Below are 17,862 nucleotides of genomic sequence, written 5' to 3'. Positions count from 1 at the left end.
TTCTGCCCTTTATCGCGATTTGCGCCAGTAGGCGCCGGCCCAATCGATCACTTCGATGGGATCATTGATATTACGTGCTTGTCGAAACTCAGTAATCGCCCGGCGACAAGGTTCAAAGTCACCATAGTCGTCCACAATGATGAATCCACCCGGCGACACCTTGTCGTAAAGCGCGTTGAGCCCATCCATGGTTGATTCATACAAATCGCCGTCCAGCCGCAGCACCGCCAGCTTCTCGATGGGCGCGGTCGGCAGGGTGTCGCAAAACCAACCCTTGAGGAACTGCACCTGATCGTCGAGCAGGTTATAGAGACGGAAGTTCTCCTGCACTTCTTCCAGGGGAATGGCGAGGATAGGCTCCTTGCTTGCGCTGAAATCCCATCCTTCATCCTGGGGCAGTGAAGGAACGGGAAGCCCCTCGAACGAGTCAGCCACCCATAGCTTGCGGTCGTTCATTTCCCAGGCGGCCAGGTAGCCACGCATCAGAATGGATGCACCGCCACGCCAAACCCCTGTTTCGATCAGGTCACCCGGTACATTTTCGGTACGGACGATATCCAAACAATGGGTGATATTGTCCAGGCGCTTGCGGCCGACCATAGTGTGTGAGAACTCGCAGACGTTGCGCAGATTGATTTTTTGGGCCGAGCCACTCGCATCTGTCAAGGTAACCGTCCACCAGGGACGCCCCTCCTGCCGGGCTTGCCTGACCTGTTTCACCCAATCCGGCAGGCGACGCCCAATCTCCCGTACCACGTCCACATCCACCTTCTTCTGGGTTGCCAGCATCGTGAATATGTAGAGCAGGCGAACCTCGTTTTCCAGATACGGCTCATTAAGAAGGCTATTTTTCAGTAGCTCGATATAGCGGACTTGTAGTGTCATTGGGGGGCTCCCGGGGTGATGGCGGGCGTAGCCCGGATAAAGAATTGCAAGGCCAATAGCTCGAGCACATCTTGCTCGTTTAGGTCTTCAAGCTTGAGCTTGCCTGCATTGATGGTCTTGATTTGACTAAGATCCTTGTCCTGAAAACTCGGCATCAGACGCGGATCAGCGTTGATGCGTACCTCGCCCGCCTGCCAACCGGTTTGTTCCAACATTTCCAGTATCTGGGCCTTGGTGAAAAAACGGATGTGGGTGATATCCAGAATACCTGCGCCTGCATAGCGCCACTCCCCGCCTGCCAGCCCCATCAAGATGCTCAGATTTCGGATGTTGGGCAGGCTGATGTAGATGGCACCGCCCGGAGCCAGCAGCGCGCTAAGCTTTTGCAGCACGGACCAAGGGTTGTACATGTGCTCCAGCACATCAGCAGCGATGATCGTGTCGAACCTCCCCTGCCAGGCACTGATATCGATGTCTTCGAATTTGCCGACATGAACCTCCTCGTAAACCTCGCGGGCCACCGCCGCAGCTTTCTCCAACATCTCGATGCCTGTGACGCGCGCTGTAGGGAACTGCTTTTTTAGCCAGCGGCCAGTTCCGCCACAAAAGCAGCCCACATCCAGCACCTCGCGAGGTGGTGTGCTCACCATCTGCAATAGTCCAACTGGCGCGTAGTCGTGTTTTAGGGAATGGAAATGCAGATCTGCATCGAGCTGCTGCCAAGGGTAGTCAAAGGCGGGTTCAGCCACACGTAGCTCCTTATTGAGTAATGCGGTTCCGCCAAAGCCTTCTGGCAATGCGTCGCGAGCCGCTAATTGATTGATGATGGTTTCTTCGAAGGCGCGCACCACCTCGACGCGATGGTCAGCAAGGCCAGCGGCAGCCTTCAAGCCTGCCCGACGCTCGACGTATCGCCCGCGATCCTGAGCTTCTTCAGCCAGACTTGCTGCTATTTCCACATAAGCCTGCCGATCTTGGGCAATGGTGTCGGTCTGCCCGATCTGGCGTAGCAAGCCAGCGGCCAGTCGCTGGCGCATGAACTCACCTTCTAGCGTCACGATGGGCAAACCCCGGTGCGCCGCTTGCCACGCAGTGGTGTATCCGGAAAAGCTTGGACAATCCAGGTAAATATCCACATTTTCCAGCAATGAATAGAACTGCGTCCTATCCAGCCATGGAACAACCTTGATATACACGGAAGGATCTAGCCCGTGATGTGTGAAAGCACCGAATAGGCGATCCTTTAAAATAGAAAAGGCGTTTGCTTGTTTTTTTGGTTGTAATAGCAGCAAGGTGCATCGACCGACTTTCTTGGCTATTTCCACATAAAGCACATCATCTTCTGGGTCGAGCTTGAATGGTTGCTGAGCAATAACAAATATTGGTCGAGGCAAATATTCAAAATATTCATCAAGACAACCTTGATCAGCACCTTCTACTGCCAATGGCTCAGTGCAACAACCTACGCCTGGTAAACGAACGAGCTTTTCTGAGTAGTGGGATTCAGCGCTATTTTTTTCCAGAAAATCACCCGACAAGAACAAGTCCTGAGTCGGGAGGCCACTCGTTATAGGATGCCCCCAGCCGACCATTTGCAGTGGCGCCAAACGCTGTGCCGCCAAGTAGGTGACAACGCGGTCCATTCCGATTTCGGGGTAAAAAATAACATCTGGCACAAGTTCGCTGATCGATTCAACCCAAGCTCTTCGAGAATTTGCCTGGCTCAGATCCAACCAGCGGTCGACATTACTTCTGCACCACTCGGTTTCTTCGTCAGAAATCTTCCCGGCATGAAAAATATCGACCTGAAAACGATTTCTATCCAGATGCCTCACCAAGCCTTTAAGCACGACATCCCAGACCGAGTGTCTCCGGATATGAGCAGAAACAATCAGTAGTTTAATCTTCCCGCAATTTTCAGACGCCCTTGGTTGAACTGGAAGGGATGTTTCATTGCACTTCGTTAATATTGATCCGTATTTTTTTAGTCGATCACGATGATTGCCAGCACGATAAGCCACATAGAAAGGCTGAGAGACTCCAACCTCTTCCTTGAGCTCAAGTAGACGCGCAGGAGACTCGTCTAGCCATAACTCAAACTTTGCGAGTTCTTCATCAAAGGCTAGGACTGACGCAATCGCTTGGTCGGAAGATAGACATACCGTCGGCAAGGTCATCATTACCTTGCGCAGTCGTGAGGCAACCCTTTTCGTGTCCATCGTTAGGGCACGATTCAAAGCCTCGGTCGCCTCTACATCGCGGCCGAGCTCCCGCATCAGCAACGATAGATTGGACCAGGCATCCACCAACCTGGGGTTTAGCTCAAGCGCCATTCTGTAGCACTCCTCGGCCTCTTGATATCGTTCTGACTCTTTGAGGACAGTGCCAAGATTGCTGAGCGCTTGGGGGTAGCTTGGTTTTAGCGCCAGGGCTTGGCGGACGTAGGTTTCAGCGACAGCATATTGGCCAAGGCTATTCGCTATTTTGCCAAGGTTTGCATAGGATTCAGGCAGCTTAGGATTAAGTTGAAGCGCTTTTTTGTAGCATTCGGCTGCTTCGCTGTAGTTCCCTATCTCATAAAGCGCATTGCCTAGGTTGTTATAACCTTCCGCATAATCATTGCGAGCAACAAGGGCTTTTCGACTAACAACTTCTGCTTCTTCTGGTCGCCGCTGCGATAACAGGGTAACACTCAAATTATTCAAGACTTGCGAGGACTGGGGATTGATTTCAAGAGCGTTACGCAACACAGGCTCTGCTTCATCATATCGTTCGAGCTCATTTAGCAATCCTCCCAGATTAGCGTGTGCTTCGACGTCATTGGGACTGCGCTTGAGCGCTGCCTCCATTGACTTTACAGCTTCTTCAGATTTGCCCAGATAGTGCAACGATGGACCGAGCACTTTAAATGCAAACCCATCTGACGGGTAACGGAGCGCCATCGCCGTCGCAGCAGTCACCGCAGCTGAATAATTACCCTCATTAAACAGCTTGAGCAATTCCGAGATTTCATTGCGTGTAGGCCGTTGCTCGTTTCGTACCCCATAGCCCAAAAAAATTTTCTGGACAGTTGATTTACTCTGAGGGCTTCTGGGTGTCGAGCTTCTGGATTTATTATTTTTCATAGCGGCCAACCAATAAAAAACCCTCGACACCGAAGCGCCGAGGGTTATCTGACCTTCACTGCAAGCCCCTGCCTAATGGCAGAGACTTGTCTCCGTGCGGAGATTAGGCAACGAAGATATTCGACGCGTCAATCGTGCCAGTAACACCAGTGATTTTCACCAGAGCATCAGTAGCGTTGTCAAACGTGTTGTCGTCTGCGTTGTTGTACATCAGGTAGGAATCGGTGCCGTAGGTGAACACGGTAACGATCTTCACGCCGGAGGTTTCAATTGCCACCTGGGTCGCTGCGAGAGCCAACGTTGCCGCTGCAGTCACATTAGCCTGTCCAGCAGCAGACAGCGCCACGATGTTGCCTGCGACTGCTGGGGTTGCGCCACCGTTGAACTTAATCACGTCGCCGCCAACGCCAAAGGCCAAGTCAGTAATGCTGTCTGCGGTTGCAACCAGCGAATCACCAGCCGCGATCACGAAGGTGTCCACACCAGCACCGCCGGTCAGAACGTCAGCACCCGTACCGCCGGTGATGGTGTCCTTGCCGTCGCCGCCGCTGATCTTGTCGTTACCCGCGCCGCCGACCAGGACGTCGTCCTTGGCGCCGCCAGTGATGATGTCGGCCAAGCTAGTACCGGTGATGGTGTTCACACCAGCGCCACCCTTGACTTCAACACCTTGCGTGCCGCCGAAGCCGCTCAGATCGACATTCAGGTTACCCGTCAGAGTCGTAGCATCCAGAGTCTTCAGTGCGTTAGTGGTTGCAGCCGAAGTAAAGGACAGTTCCTTGTCGCCGGAAACGTTGATCGCGGTCACGTTGGCAGCCGAGGACAGCGTCAGGATGTAGCCGTCGGTTGCCTTGGTTGCGCCGTCGGTGTTGTCGCGGTCAGCGGTGGTGACGTTCAGGATGTTGATGCCGTCCACGCCAACCTTGACTTCGAACGCATTGGATGCTTCAACAGCAGCATTAGCGTTGGCCTGGGTCACCAAGTCAGCATTCAGCTTGATGTTCAGCGTATCGCTGTCGGTGCCTGCATCGGTTGCGTTCTTCATGCCGATGTTCAGGGCATTGACCTGGTCAGCAGCCAAGCGGAATTCAACCGTTGCACCCGAGGTGAAGTTGGAAACCGTGTTGGCCGCGTTGCCGGAGTTGCCGTCGACTTGCAGCGAGTTGATGCCGAACTTGGAGATGTCGAAGTTGTCAGCGGCGACGTCAGCGAAGTCACCAGTGACGCGCAGGGTCTCGAAACCGGTGATAACGGTACGAGCTGTGTTGGCAGCAACGGTCTTGGCATCGGCAACAGCCAGAGCCAGCACGTCGGTACCGTCACCGCCGTTGATGCTGTCGGTGGAGGTCAGCGAGGCAACAGCAGTCAGAGTGACGACGTCATTGCCAGCGCCGGCGTTCACAACAGCCTTGTTGGTCAGGTCAATGGTGAACTGGTCAGCAGCAGCGCTACCGGTCACTGTCAGACCAGCGGCCGCGGTACCAATTAGCGTGCCGGTCACCTTGACACCGCCAGTAGCGGCAGAAGCATCAACCGTGACAAGAGCGGTCGGATTGACGGTCACTTCGAGAGCGGCTGCACCGGTGGCGGTGAGGGTCTTCACTGCATTGCCAACACCATTCACGTCCACGTAGTTGGTCTTGGAACCGGTGGTAGAGACGGTCAGCGCTTCGATTACGTTAGCAGCGCCGGTCTGGTTAGTAACGGTGACGGTCGATGCAGCAGCCTTCGTACCAGCTTCGTTCAGAGCAACGGTCAAGGCGTCAGCAGCGCCAGCGACGACCGTGTCAGCAAACTTGACGGTGATGTTCTTTGCCGTCTTGTTCAGGCCAACAGCAACCAGGTTAGCGACGCTGGAGACCGTCAGATCTTGATTGGATTCGCTGGACCAAATCTGGGTAGCGCCAGAAATCTGGGCGGCGCCGAACTCGGCAGCGCCACCGCTGATGTTACGAATGTTGATCACTTCAACGTTCTTGACGTCTGCGCGAGCAGCGCCAGCGGGGTTGCCAGTGATCAGGGTCAGATTCAGCGTGTCGGTACCTGCACCACCATCGATCACGTCACCAATCTGGTATGTGCCGTCATTCGGAGCAGCAGCGGTGTCGAGGATGCCGGAGAAGGTGTCGTTGCCGGAGGTACCGGTGGTCGTGACCACATCTTTAGTGAGCGAACCTGCCTAACAAAGTAAAAAGTCGATTGTTTTCAACAAGTTGCAGGGATTTTTGGACCACCTCTTTCCCCGCACCCACAGCCTACCCAACTGCAAAAAGTATGCATTGACCCAAATGCCAATAGGAAGTGCCTTTGCCGAAGACAATGGCAATGGGATGCCCCACCGACCACCCAACCCAACGATGGATTCCATTGGATCGGGTGGTACAGGTGGCTTTTTACGCGGTTGCCGAAACCAGATTTTCACCAGCTTTGACCGTTTGCGCTGCACCCCAGTTGGTGCCTGCTGCATTGGCCGAGGCATCGACTGCTGCCAGCAAGGTCTCCTGTGACAGATGGCTGTAGCGCTGGCTGGTCTTGAGCTGGGTATGTCCAAGCACCTTGGCGACCTCGTAGATCGACCTGCCGGAGTTCACCATGTTGGAGGCCATGCTGTGCCGCAGATCGTGCATCCTGACCTCTGGCAACCCTGCTTGCTTGCGTGCTGTATTCCAGCTGTAGAACACCGACACATAGGGCTGCTTCGTCTTCGGATTGGGCACCACGTACGCACAGCCCTCCCAGCGAGGCAGCTGGGCCAACACCGACAGGACCGCAGCAGATAAAGGCACATGGCGGGCCTTACCTGTTTTGGTCGTCGGAATTCTCCAGGTACGCCGCTCCAGATCGAAGTGTTCCCATTTGGCTTCCAGCAATTCCCGCTTGCGTGCGCCCGTTAGCAACAGCAAAGGCACGATGTAGCGCAACTGGGTGTTTTCGCTATGCTCCAGTGCATCCCGAAGGCGCTGGGTTTCGTCGGCAGTCAAGAATCGCTCCCGTGCATTGTTGGCCTCGTACAGCGGCACAGCGGCCGTTGGATTGGATTCGGCACCAGCAATCTTCCACTTCTTGGCCAGGTTGAACATGTAGCGCATCAAGATCACCATCCGGTTGCACGTTGCAAAAGCATAACCAGCAGCACGCATTTCATGATGGAATTCGATGACAGCTTCTTGGCTCACCTGGTCCAGATGCAGAGACCCGAACTTGGGCAACACATGATTGCGCAGGTACGAATCGTCCGAGTCCCAGCTCTTCTTGTAGCCCTTTACAAACGGCATGTACCTGGCGGCACTGAATTCAGCCAGCGTCGGAATGCTGCGTTTGGTCTTGCGTTCCTCGGCAGGGCTTTCACCCAGCACCACACGGGAGCGTAGCGTTTGAGCAGCTTGGCGAGCCTTGTCGTAGCTGATGGACTGAGCATCACCAATTTTGTGTTGCCGTTGTTTGCCATGGGGATCACGGTAGCGCAGGTGAAATGTTCGTCCGCCAGAAGCACGGCATTCCAAAATGAAGCCGGTGATGGCATTGTCGTAATAGTCGATTTTGCTCTTGCCCTCGGGGCAGACAGCGGTGCTGCAGAAATGAGCACTCAGGTTCACATTAGGCATAGAAATACTCCTTTGAAAAAAACAGACAGGTTTAGGGATGCCGCAGCCTTTTAGGACGGCAGCGACGGGTTGAATAGAAGGAAATGAACCATCGACAAGCCCAACGGCAGATGGGCATAGCGCGGGAAATGACCGTAGGAATCAAAGCAACTTGGTGTTGTGGCAGTAGCCGCCCCACGGGCTGATCCAAGGGTGGCAGGGGTAGCAGTTTTTAGATCGTGCCCAATGAAGTCTCTTCAAAATCGACAAGGTTCAATTTTGAAAATCCATCATCACAATCTCCATTTTTTTGCCACCCGCTCCCCCCCTTGTCTAAGCATTTAAAACATTCGCATTTGGGCGTCCCCCATGGGGCCACGCTGGGGATTTGGAGGCAGCAGAGAGTCCCCCTTGGAGTGGGTGACGGGAGGCCCACAAAAGCGCCCCAGGCAGCGCACCAGGGAACCGGATGGGTGTGTGGCCATGCCCACGCACCAGCGACCCGATAGGCGACCGCTATGGCCCAAGGAGGGCCGGTCGGCACCCTCCCCCAAGCGCCACACCAGCCAACTACCCCACCACCGGTTCATGGTTTCAAGTCAATTCCTGTGGACCATGTAAAGCTTGTTGCTTGCATAAGGATTGACACAAAAAAGGGGCAGCATCTCTTTGCGAACGAAGTAGGCCAAACAGCGGCCGATGGCGATGTGAATGCCCTTCGCCTCATATCCGTCCCAGACTTCAGGATTATTGAAAAGTGATTCCGCCGCGTGGAACTTGCACCTATCGGCTGTGGCAATGCCGGCGCTGATGTGTTTCCAGGCATCCTCGAATATCCACCTAAAAACAAAGTGAGCTCCAAGCTGCATGCCAATCACAGCACCTTTTTTGCCTGGGCGTTTCTCATATTTGATGGCCTCGAAGCTGTCAACTCGAATGCGAGCAGTAATGTCGATTTCAGATTTCATAGTTGAGGTTGGCATAAGAATTCCTTTAATTTGATATTGATCTGATTGCGACACCCATGTCCATAGTTCAACCCTGCTGAAGTCAAGCGGAGTCGCACCGGGGTCCCTGGGTGTCAGTCATGCATCTGTTTTATGCCGCCTTTTCTTCATCAGTTAATTCAAGAACATTTAAATCAATATCCCCACGCTCAATCAGAATCAATAGGCAAGGCATCAGTACCTCGCGCTCATCTGGACAAAGTGAACACAAAAACTGATCACTAAAGATCACGGCCTCACTGAGCACCGAGCCATATTCGAAGCCAATCCCGTCTATGTCGTTTTTCATGCGCTCCAGAAAGGTGTAGGGAACCAAGCGTTTATTCACAAGCACATAGCCGAATTTTTCAGGCACAATTTTCTTGTATCCGTCAGCAGCAGCTGTTTCAGCCATCATTTCGATGTAGCCAGCGTTACACTTTGTCGAGGGGAAGAGATTAGTAATAGTTGTCATGTTTTTGCTTTCAATTATTTAAGATTTCGAACCGTGCACCACCGGTGCGTATGCCGCTTGGATTTGGGGTGAGCAGGGGCTGCAGTATTCGAACTTCGTCGTTTCAATCGGATGGCAAACAGCCAAAGGTCCGTATCGCATCAAACGCAATTTCAAATTTCTGCCGCCCCATCCACCCCCCTTTTGCCAAAATCCATAGAAGACATGGTTTTTGGCGAAATCAGAGGAAAGGGTTGCAGGTTGGGCCACCCCGTGAAACCTGCTGTCGCTGCATGTGCTGCCAATCAATATTCGTCGGCGTTAGGCGCGGCAACCGTTTGGACAAACCCTGCAAAGAGTGAAATTCTGAAATTTCTGAAATCCTGAAACGCTGCCCCGCAGAGGGCCGACGAGCATTAGTTCTTGGGCGGCACCAGATCGGGAGATTGAGGCGCTTGATTAAGGAGTCGAAACACCTTGGCCCCACGGTCATGCACTGCAAACTTCCAACGGTGGAAGCAGATGTCTTCTCCGGTGTACCTTTCGATAACCTTGAGAACAATGCGCTGGCTGACCGAGACCTTCTTGGCCGCAGCATCAACCAATTTCATCTTGGAGTTGATACCGTCTGAAATGCAGGCTTCAACGGCGGCAATAACCGTAGCATCGGATTGCACTTCAGCGGCATGCTTGATGGGCACCAATTGCTCTGGATCCACCTCGCGGACCGATAGCAGCAACTCGTTGTATGACACGTCATGCTCCAACGCATAGCTGTAAGCCGCATTCAAAGCCACATTGCCACGGCGTTTGATATTGGTGAACTCGACAACCTTTTGGTGGGTGTCGAGTTGCTTGGAGACCGTGGCCAAGGTAAACGCAGAGTCAAAATCATCCACAATATCTGTCGTTCCGGAATACACCGTCCTGCCGTCTGAGCCAGGATGCTTGTTGGCGTGGGACAGCGCAATGACCGTGCCGCCCTTGAACACAAACTGCCGGATGTCCTTAGCAAAATGCGAACTCTTGCCCTTGTGCATCGTATCCACAAACTTCTTGAGGGTATCTAGCACCACGATCACCCCTCGGGCGGTGTCCGTTGCGATCATCTTCTCCATGGCCAACCTGAATTCCTTGGCTTCAAAACCCTGATGGCCGTCTGCAACCATGTGAAACCCGTATTCCTCTGCCAGCCTCACCTTTTCCACCAGCCCACTGCTGTTGTCATCCATGTTGATGTAGTACAGCTTGGACGGGTCAATCCGCTTAGTCTTAATAGCCTCAATAATCAAGAAGAGGGCGATCAAGGTCTTGCCCGTGTTGGCCAGTGCATAAATCACGGTAGCCTGCCCCAACAGTACGAGAGAGCCCAAAATCAAGATTTGCTCGACCATCTGTTTTTCGAGGTGTTGTAAATGGCCTTTCAAGGAATATCTGGCCAGCGGCTGATGGCCAAGCGGCACCTTATCGGGCACATTGAACCTCGGGTAAATCACCTCGGTATCGCATGGCTCAAATTCTTCATCACCGTTGAACATGATGGCCTGCGCATCACCCCCCCCATCACGCCCCAGATCAATACTCAAAGATGCAACATGAATTGCATCCAAATTTATAGTTTTTTGCATACCACTTCGCCCTATTTACAAGTTAACAATCAACCTCTTTTGTGAGCTTCTCGCAACCCGCTTAATATAAGCATCAGAGTCATAAACCCACCTATTTCATTAGGTGGTATTCGACACATTACTCACTTTATCGAGCTGCTTCAAACCTCACAGAAATGAAGTCTAGGCGTTGCAAAGTTAATACTCAAGGGACAGGAGTTTCAATCAAATGAAAATGACCTTGTATTCTCAAATACTGAATCTAAAAATAACCAAAGCAAGCCACTTTAAACAGTCTATTAATTTCTTCATTTATTTAACAGGTATTATTCAATCAAAAAAATTTACTGCTTTTAGACAACCTTTACGAAGTACTTATATTTTTCATGAAGTAAAGTACTATTCATACACTATTTATAAATACTGATTTACAGCACTTAAAACAGTGCATCTTGTTTTGAGACTAATTTATGCCGTTCAAATACAGTAAACGAAGTCAGAACGGCAGTACAAGGGACCCTTTTTGGATCTGTCTTGAACTTATTTTCTTTGTGTTGTTTACTTGAGACGTAAACCTCAGATAAAGCGGTGAAAACGGAAAGGATGACCACGCCAAGCTGATATTTTTGGCGCGATGGAACCGATGGATGAAGCTGGTGTGGTCACTAACCAGGTAGGGCCTCCAAAATAGGTGTTTTCTATCTCAAGACCAGCGACACCTCCCCGTGGAGGGCTTGCTTTGATGGACCAGTGGTTCGAGGGGTGTAGCGAAGGCTGAAGAAGTGAACCGTTGGCAGCGCGGGAGGGCCAGCGACCTCTTCAGGTTTCCAGGAAGTCAGAAATTCAGGATTCCAGAGCTTTGTCCGACTTGCCCCCATTGGCCTCAGCTGAGCAATGTGAAACCCTGGAGACCTGAAAAGCTGCAGGAGGCGGCTGGTCCCTCAAAGTGCCAGGAATTCAGAATTTCAGTTCTTGCCACCCCCTCCCCCCACCTCTCCGTTAGTCGATGGCCGCCACAATGGCCCTTGCCTCCGCGTGCACCAACATGTAGTCCCGAAGCCAGTGGTACTGCTGGGCACACATATCTGCAAACTCGCCATCCCCAAACGACAACTGGCTGTAGGCATAGAGGCAAGCCGTGATTCCCAAGGCATCCCCCGACAGCGCCCCCGAAAAGCCATTGTCGGCATAGACTTTGAAGCTGGCGTTTGATCGGGGTGCGATGTAGAAGCCGCCGTTTTCCAAGGCACAGAACGCCCAGTCGCCACCGCTGTAGTCCGGTGACAACCTACCCGCCATGGCATAGGCCGTGGGCTCCAGCTGCATCGGAAAGTGAATGCCAAACAAGGTGGAGGTCTGCTTGACCCGCCGCGCCTCTGTGAGCAATTGACGGTGAATGATGGTGTTGGTCACAATTTCGCTCCAAAAATAATGCAAAAAAAATGGGCAGCACCGAAGCACCGCCCATAGAGACTTACTGGCACAAAGAGCCAGAAATGTGTTGATTTCCTTTCTATCGGTATCGGTTGAAGATGACAATTCCGCCTGCAATCAGGAGCACCGCAATGACCGGAACGGGATACAAGAAGCACAGCACGGCCATGCTCAAAATCCCCAACTGGCGTGTCGAAGAGAACATCAGGCCCAGTGCGGCAACGACCATCAGGACGACGGTTAAATCCAGCATCAAGAATCCATAGCGTCAGGCATCGTCGATTCAGGACCCGCTGGTGTGCTCGCCCCTGACTGGGTGCCTTGTGCTGCACCGGCCTTGGCTATGGCTTTCATATCGGCCTTCGCCTTCGGGCCTGTCTGCTTGCTGCCCTTCTTGGCCACCACTGGTGCTGCTGGCAATTGCAGTTCTGACAAGGACACCCCGGAATCGACCAGCGCCTGGATATCTGCCTGCCAGGCCATCGGGTCGAGCCGTTCATAGTGGCGCAGGCTGCCCGGGGTGGTCTGGATCAGGCCCTCATGCTTGAGCACCGCCAGAATGAAACCAGCCGTGTTGACCGACTTGCCTTCAAACAGCGCCTGCATGGAGCCAGAGGTAATGGGCTTGTCCTCGGAGCCTTTGTGCAGCAGCGCATCAATCAAGCGCATGGCAATCCAGTCCTTGCTGTAAAAGCCCTTGCCCGTGTTGCCATACAGACGGATATGGGTTTCTCCTGCCTCGTTGCAGCCAAGGTGGTAGGTCAGGTGGGACCGGCCCGACAGGGAGGCACAGTCTTCGATCTTCAAAATGCGCAGGGCTGGCACTGGGCTAACTTCTTCGGAAATGTCTTTGTTGGCTTCTTCGTTCATGGTGTAGTCCTTTGGGTGGTGGTGGTGAATGAAAATGGAATTGACAGGCTTGGTTGGCTTATCAAATAAGATGGTTGAAATTGCGCTATGGGATTCAAGTCGTTTGCAGCCAGCCATAAAAAAGCCACCTGAACCAGCGATAAAGACTGGCCGAGGTGGCGGGGTTGATGAAGGTGATGAAGGAGCTGGATCGGTATCAATATCGAGACATGCTTCAAGGCTCTGGTGCCTCCTGGGCTGCAGGGCTGGCATATCTGGCACACATCGCCAGCAGCTCGGGATTGATGCCTTCAGTCTTCGGAATAAAGACCACGACCCCAAAGCCGTCGTCGCTAATGACAAACACCATTTCGTACCAGTGGGCATGTGCTTGCACCACCTCCCATGAGGGGGTAAATCCAGCATGGCCGAAGGCAATACCCGTCCAGCGGTTGCACAGAATGGGAAAGCCAAGTTGTGTGCTGATGGCTTCCAGGGTGTCGCCGGGTTCGACGATGAGAAAGTAGCCCAACACGTCGGGGTCGTAGGGACCATCCTCGTTGAGCTCACCGATGGTCTTCTCAATACAGGTACGTAGTTCCACGTCTTCGATGGTGGCGGCCACTATGGGGTCACGAATGATTTGCATGGAGATATCCAGTTGTCAGACGAAAAAAAGCGCCACAGGGATTGCTCCGAGGGCGCTTGGCGGATGGTTGTGAATGGGAGTTGGAGAGTTGGGTATTGGGTGAATGGTTGGCTGGTTTGTCAGGCTAAAGTGTCAGAAAAACAGGAACGGTATCGCATAGGCGAACACCAGAAAAAGCCACACACACCCTAAAGCTATCCCGACCAACGAGGCCAGAAAGTGCACGAGGATGAAGCCCAGCGTTGAAACGAACCCTAGCCCCGAAGGCAGGCCTTGGAGCATCTTCCCGGTACCCATGTGGTCAGTCGTTGCCCATCGAGCTAGACCGACTACGGCTTTTTCTGTGTGCAGTCCGGTGAATTTGGCGGCGTTGCGTACTAGATTGTGTTTGGCCATGTGGGCTCCTTTGGGTTGGTGGAAATGAAGAGACAAAGAAAAAGCGCCACAAGGATTGCTCCGAGGGCGCTGGCAGGGGTCACGGTTTGATGTCGTGAATGGGTGTTCTGTCACGTTGTGTCATGACATATCGGCATAGGCATTTCTCCTTGGTTTGGGTAAGTACAGACGAAAAAAAGCCCCAACAGGCAGAACCTATTGAGGCGAGGAATGGGGCTGTGGGGGTGTGGGTCAGCCGATCCAACGGGAAGTAACGCCAGCACCTTCACGGGTAAGTCATCACCCCAGCAGCAGTACCCAGCCAGACCCACTCCCTGCATCCGGCAGACCCACCACGTTCACCACAAGGTCGTACTCTGGCGTCTGGGCAAGCACATTCTGGGCAGCGGGGTGCGCGCCATCCAGCGTGAACCCCAACGGGTCAAGGTCTCGGGCTTCAGCCACCGTGGCTGAGCCAGCGTGGAAGGTGATGGTGTCGGGCAGGTTCATGGCTATCTGGCATGGATGACATGCAGTGGGGTCATGGGGTGATATTTCCACCCTGACGATGCACAGCTGAATTCCGGCTTTGGAATGGTGGTGCCCATGGCAGGAATCGGACCTGCGACCTCTCCCTTACCAAGGGAGTGCTCTACCACTGAGCCACATGGGCGATTTTGCTTGTCGTTTTCTCTGAAGGCACTCTTTGGAATGCCCTCAGAAAAAACCCCCGACGCCGAAGCGTCGAGGGTCTTGAGGCTTTCACCTAAACCCTTCGTTTGACGGAAGGGTTTATCTCCGGGGGAGATTAGATAGCAACGATGTCAGCAGCTGCGATGTGAGCGAGATCAACACCGACCAGTTTCACAGCTTGTGTCGCAACGGAGCCCGCTGCAGCAGCGTAGAACACGTACGTATCGCTACCAACTTGTTGGGCTACGTATTCAGTACTGCCTGCAACAGCGGAAACTGCGAGTGCAGTATTCGCAGCAAGGAGAGCAGCAGCGAAGTCAGCAACCGCGGCAGTACCCTTTGTGAAGGTAAGAGCAGTTCCAACTGTCGCGGCAAAGGCAATCGTATCGGCCGCAGTAACGAAGTCAGTGATGACGTCGGCCGCAGTAGCAGTTGCACCAGCGATGATGATGAACTTGTCATTGCCAGCGCCACCGGTCAGGGTATCGCTAATAGCAGCACCAGCACCACCGCTGATGATGTCGTTGCCAGAACCGCCGACGATGATGTCGGATGCGGCCGTACCAGTCACCGCCAGCTTGCCGGTGAAGGCAGAGCCGTCAATCTTGAAGCCGGTGATGTTGGAAGCAGCAAACGTGGTCAGGGTCAGGTTCTGCGAACCAGTCACAACCACGGATTGGTTGTCAGCGGCGGTAAGAGCCAGCACGTTGTTAGGCTGACCGTCAGTACCGGTGGACTTGACATTGACAGTAGCAGAGCCAGTCACAGTCAGACCAAGGCCCAGGTCAGCAGCACCCGTAGCGGAGCCTGCCAGATTGACGTTCAGCGTGTTGGCGCCGAGCTTCATGGCAACGCTGCTAGCCAACTCAGCACCCTTGCCGAAGTTCACATCAGCGTTGTTAGCGGTGTTGGTCAAGACCATCTGGCCAGCAGCACCGTCGGTGTAGTAGCTGGTTTGGGACACGAAGTCACCATCGACGGTCAGCACAGCACCAACGGTGCCCAGCTGTTCAACGCCAACAACCTTGGTCAGCTGAGCCTTTTGAGCAGCGGTGGTGAACGTTGCGTCATCGCTGAAGCGCAGGGAGTCAGTACCCGTGCCCAGGTCGATAGAGTCGTCAGCCGTCAGGTCAGCCCACTTCGTGGTGTAAACGTCGTTGCCAGAGCCGGTCTTGATGCTTTGGATAGCAATGGCAGCAGCCTTGTTGTCGATGGTCAGGTTGCCAGTGGCAGCAGAACCGTCGATGGTCTTGGCCAAAGTGCCAGTCAGCGTGGCGCTCAACGAACCAGCGCCAGTAATAACCAGCTTGGTCGTATCGGCTGCCAACAAGTTGCCCAGGGCATTGGTGCCGGTGGCAGCAATGTTCAGGGTTTCAACGCCAGCGATCGTCACGCCACTACCTGCGCCCAGAACGTTAAGTGCGTTCTTGGCGAACTTGGCGTTGTTGACGTTCAGGGTTGCCGTGTCAGCACCACCGGTCACATCGCTGAAAGCGAAGGTCACGACAGCGTTGTTACCAGCAAGACTGGTGGTCGTGTCGTTCAGGATGGTGCCGTTGATGCCAGCTGCTTGAGCCTTCGTCAGGGTCACGGTAGCAGAGCCGGAACCGGCAGCGTTGGTCAGGACAGAGTTGCCAATGTTGACTTGCGTCACGCCAGCGTTGCCTGAAACGTTCAGTGCACCACCGGTTGCGTCGAACTGAGCAGTGACCACTTCAACGCTGGAGACCGTTGCGCTAGTGAATGCCGAGGCGTTTCCGTTGCCAAAGATGCTCAGGGTATCGGTACCAGAACCACCGTTGATTTGGTCGCCAGCAGTCAGGGTAGCCAGGCCAGCTTGCGTACCAGCAATGATGGTGTCGTTGCCGGAAGTACCAACGATGCTGTCCACACTAGAAGTGAGCGTGAAGGTGTTGCCAGCAGCAGCGCCAGCGCCATTGTCGATGGCCGTGTTGGCAGCTGCGACAGAGGCAGCATCCGCCGTCACAGTAGCGATGACTTGCTGCAGCGAGCCGATGTTGGTCTGGGCAACCAACTTGATCTCGGAGTAGTACTCGGCGACGGCGGTTTTGTTGACCAGGATGGCCTTGGCGGCCACGATTGCGGCATCGCCGCCGGTGTAACCATCGATGGCCGTTGCGGCGTCAAGGGCGATCTGGCCCTTGCTCACGCCAGCGTTGAACTTGGCGGTGATGAAATCTTTGGCTTCGGTGTTGTTTTGCAGGCCCAGGGGGGTCAGGAAAGCGGCGGCAAACTCGGCGGCGGTCTGGAACACGGGGTTCAGCGCCTTGTAAGAAGCGTTGGTGGCCAGGTCTTTGGCCAGGTTCGACAGGCTGCGGCCGTTGGCTTCATAAGCCACGGTCAGTTCGGCCAGGTAGGTTGCGCCAGGAGCGGCGTTGAACATTGCAACCACCAATTTGGTGATGTTGGTGCGTTCTTGTGCAGTAATAGCCATTGAGAGTTTCTCCACTAGTGATGAAGTCGACCAGGCACCCAATGCACCCAGTACGGGGGCTAGTATAGAAGGCAGGCCATGCGGGCCGTTGTGATTCCCGTCACACCTTGACGGGCGGTTTAAATTTGTTGTTTTTTTACAGCAAAATCGCGACGATGGGGCGCTGCCTCTTGCCCCGCGGCCTTCCCGGCCAGGCGCTTGGCAGGGCGGCCCGCTTTGAACTTCTCTTTATTTGAAAGCAAACTACCGACAGACATGGCAGGCTGAAAGTCTTTTTCATGCCTGATCGCAACGACTCAGGCACCCGCCATTCCACGCGTCGCTTTTAAAAAACACTGCCGTCCTCGCGAAGGAGGTATCCAGAATGCTTCAAGTACCCAGATGCGCGCCTCAATGGGGTTCCCGCCCCCTCCCCCGATCTGGTCGAGGGCAGGCTCTACGCGGCTATGACGATGGTTTTGAGCCGTCCCTTGTAAAAACCGCCCGCTAACTTGTCGTTTTATTTAGATGCGATGGCCCTGGGCGCACGCCTCAGTCGCTATAGGGCTAATAGCTGACTGCGCCCGTCCTTCCTGGGCTGGAGGCTCAAAAGGCTTAAAAACGCAACTGTGGCATCGCGGATCAGCCAAAAAAGTAAGTCATGAGCCAAGCCACCTGGTGAGCTATCGGCCTCATCCATCTTCATCCGGGCCTTGAGCCGGGATCCATGCCTCTTGCGGCGCTTGCAAGGATTCGGGCTCATGGATTACGGCTCAAAGGCGCAATG

Annotated in this window: 15 protein-coding genes and 1 tRNA gene; all 16 read right to left on the bottom strand. The window is 53.9% G+C overall.

What is annotated here, in order from left to right:
• Window positions 1–9: 9 nt before the first annotated feature.
• Window positions 10–885 carry a TylF/MycF/NovP-related O-methyltransferase gene (locus tag BM160_RS11160; protein ID WP_092004972.1) on the bottom strand — a complete coding sequence of 292 codons (876 nt, stop codon included), beginning with the start codon at window positions 883–885 and terminating at the stop codon, window positions 10–12.
• On the bottom strand, window positions 882–3,884 hold the full coding sequence (locus BM160_RS11155; RefSeq protein WP_177218988.1) for a tetratricopeptide repeat protein: 3,003 nt from the start codon (window positions 3,882–3,884) through the stop codon (window positions 882–884). The genes BM160_RS11160 and BM160_RS11155 overlap by 4 nt, the downstream gene beginning before the upstream one ends.
• A 229-nt stretch (window positions 3,885–4,113) precedes the next feature.
• Window positions 4,114–6,168 carry a beta strand repeat-containing protein gene (locus tag BM160_RS11150; RefSeq protein ID WP_092004966.1) on the bottom strand — a complete coding sequence of 685 codons (2,055 nt, stop codon included), beginning with the start codon at window positions 6,166–6,168 and terminating at the stop codon, window positions 4,114–4,116.
• A 235-nt stretch (window positions 6,169–6,403) separates the two neighbouring features.
• On the bottom strand, window positions 6,404–7,615 hold the full coding sequence (locus BM160_RS11145; RefSeq protein WP_092004963.1) for a site-specific integrase: 1,212 nt from the start codon (window positions 7,613–7,615) through the stop codon (window positions 6,404–6,406).
• Between the two features lie 578 nt (window positions 7,616–8,193).
• Complete coding sequence (locus BM160_RS11140; RefSeq protein WP_143093229.1) at window positions 8,194–8,577, bottom strand: hypothetical protein; 384 nt, start codon at window positions 8,575–8,577, stop codon at window positions 8,194–8,196.
• 115 nt (window positions 8,578–8,692) lie between these two features.
• Window positions 8,693–9,055, bottom strand: coding sequence for a hypothetical protein (locus tag BM160_RS11135; protein ID WP_092004957.1), 363 nt, complete (start codon window positions 9,053–9,055; stop codon window positions 8,693–8,695).
• A gap of 395 nt (window positions 9,056–9,450) precedes the next feature.
• Window positions 9,451–10,662, bottom strand: a complete 1,212-nt coding sequence (locus BM160_RS11130; protein ID WP_143093228.1) for an AAA family ATPase — start codon at window positions 10,660–10,662, stop codon at window positions 9,451–9,453.
• Window positions 10,663–11,640: 978 nt separating this feature from the next.
• Entirely contained in the window at window positions 11,641–12,054 is a 414-nt protein-coding gene (locus BM160_RS11125; RefSeq protein ID WP_218156606.1) for an antirestriction protein, read from the bottom strand.
• A gap of 100 nt (window positions 12,055–12,154) precedes the next feature.
• Window positions 12,155–12,328, bottom strand: coding sequence for a hypothetical protein (locus tag BM160_RS22600; protein WP_177218987.1), 174 nt, complete (start codon window positions 12,326–12,328; stop codon window positions 12,155–12,157).
• Window positions 12,328–13,062, bottom strand: a complete 735-nt coding sequence (locus BM160_RS11120; protein WP_092004950.1) for a hypothetical protein — start codon at window positions 13,060–13,062, stop codon at window positions 12,328–12,330. Before BM160_RS11120 ends, BM160_RS22600 begins: the two co-directional genes overlap by 1 nt.
• Window positions 13,063–13,159: 97 nt before the next feature.
• A complete protein-coding gene (locus tag BM160_RS11115; RefSeq protein ID WP_092004947.1) occupies window positions 13,160–13,573 on the bottom strand; it encodes a hypothetical protein in 414 nt (137 codons plus the stop codon).
• Window positions 13,574–13,705: 132 nt separating this feature from the next.
• On the bottom strand, window positions 13,706–13,969 hold the full coding sequence (locus tag BM160_RS11110; RefSeq protein WP_092004944.1) for a hypothetical protein: 264 nt from the start codon (window positions 13,967–13,969) through the stop codon (window positions 13,706–13,708).
• A 279-nt stretch (window positions 13,970–14,248) separates the two neighbouring features.
• Window positions 14,249–14,458, bottom strand: coding sequence for a hypothetical protein (locus tag BM160_RS11105; protein WP_092004941.1), 210 nt, complete (start codon window positions 14,456–14,458; stop codon window positions 14,249–14,251).
• A gap of 88 nt (window positions 14,459–14,546) precedes the next feature.
• A tRNA-Thr gene (locus BM160_RS11100) sits at window positions 14,547–14,621 on the bottom strand.
• A 135-nt stretch (window positions 14,622–14,756) separates the two neighbouring features.
• Window positions 14,757–17,096, bottom strand: a complete 2,340-nt coding sequence (locus BM160_RS11095) for a beta strand repeat-containing protein (protein ID WP_092004938.1) — start codon at window positions 17,094–17,096, stop codon at window positions 14,757–14,759.
• Between the two features lie 119 nt (window positions 17,097–17,215).
• Window positions 17,216–17,353, bottom strand: coding sequence for a hypothetical protein (locus BM160_RS22595; protein ID WP_177218986.1), 138 nt, complete (start codon window positions 17,351–17,353; stop codon window positions 17,216–17,218).
• Window positions 17,354–17,862: the final 509 nt, after the last annotated feature.

Source organism: Polaromonas sp. OV174 (assembly GCF_900112285.1).
In the GTDB taxonomy this organism is placed as follows: domain Bacteria; phylum Pseudomonadota; class Gammaproteobacteria; order Burkholderiales; family Burkholderiaceae_C; genus Polaromonas.
The sequence above is the reverse complement of the archived record's forward strand: the minus strand, read 5'-3'. Positions and strand labels throughout refer to the sequence as shown.

Excerpts from the sequence above, each read along its gene's own strand:
- BM160_RS11115 (WP_092004947.1), bottom strand. The coding sequence starts at position 13,573 with ATGCAAATCATTCGTGACCCCATAGTGGCCGCCACCATCGAAGACGTG.
- BM160_RS11120 (WP_092004950.1), bottom strand. The coding sequence starts at position 13,062 with ATGGCTGGCTGCAAACGACTTGAATCCCATAGCGCAATTTCAACCATC.
- BM160_RS11130 (WP_143093228.1), bottom strand. The coding sequence starts at position 10,662 with ATGCAAAAAACTATAAATTTGGATGCAATTCATGTTGCATCTTTGAGT.
- BM160_RS22600 (WP_177218987.1), bottom strand. The coding sequence starts at position 12,328 with ATGCTGGATTTAACCGTCGTCCTGATGGTCGTTGCCGCACTGGGCCTG.
- BM160_RS11095 (WP_092004938.1), bottom strand. The coding sequence starts at position 17,096 with ATGGCTATTACTGCACAAGAACGCACCAACATCACCAAATTGGTGGTT.
- BM160_RS11145 (WP_092004963.1), bottom strand. The coding sequence starts at position 7,615 with ATGCCTAATGTGAACCTGAGTGCTCATTTCTGCAGCACCGCTGTCTGC.
- BM160_RS11160 (WP_092004972.1), bottom strand. The coding sequence starts at position 885 with ATGACACTACAAGTCCGCTATATCGAGCTACTGAAAAATAGCCTTCTT.
- BM160_RS11105 (WP_092004941.1), bottom strand. The coding sequence starts at position 14,458 with ATGAACCTGCCCGACACCATCACCTTCCACGCTGGCTCAGCCACGGTG.
- BM160_RS11135 (WP_092004957.1), bottom strand. The coding sequence starts at position 9,055 with ATGACAACTATTACTAATCTCTTCCCCTCGACAAAGTGTAACGCTGGC.
- BM160_RS22595 (WP_177218986.1), bottom strand. The coding sequence starts at position 17,353 with ATGTCTGTCGGTAGTTTGCTTTCAAATAAAGAGAAGTTCAAAGCGGGC.
- BM160_RS11110 (WP_092004944.1), bottom strand. The coding sequence starts at position 13,969 with ATGGCCAAACACAATCTAGTACGCAACGCCGCCAAATTCACCGGACTG.
- BM160_RS11140 (WP_143093229.1), bottom strand. The coding sequence starts at position 8,577 with ATGCCAACCTCAACTATGAAATCTGAAATCGACATTACTGCTCGCATT.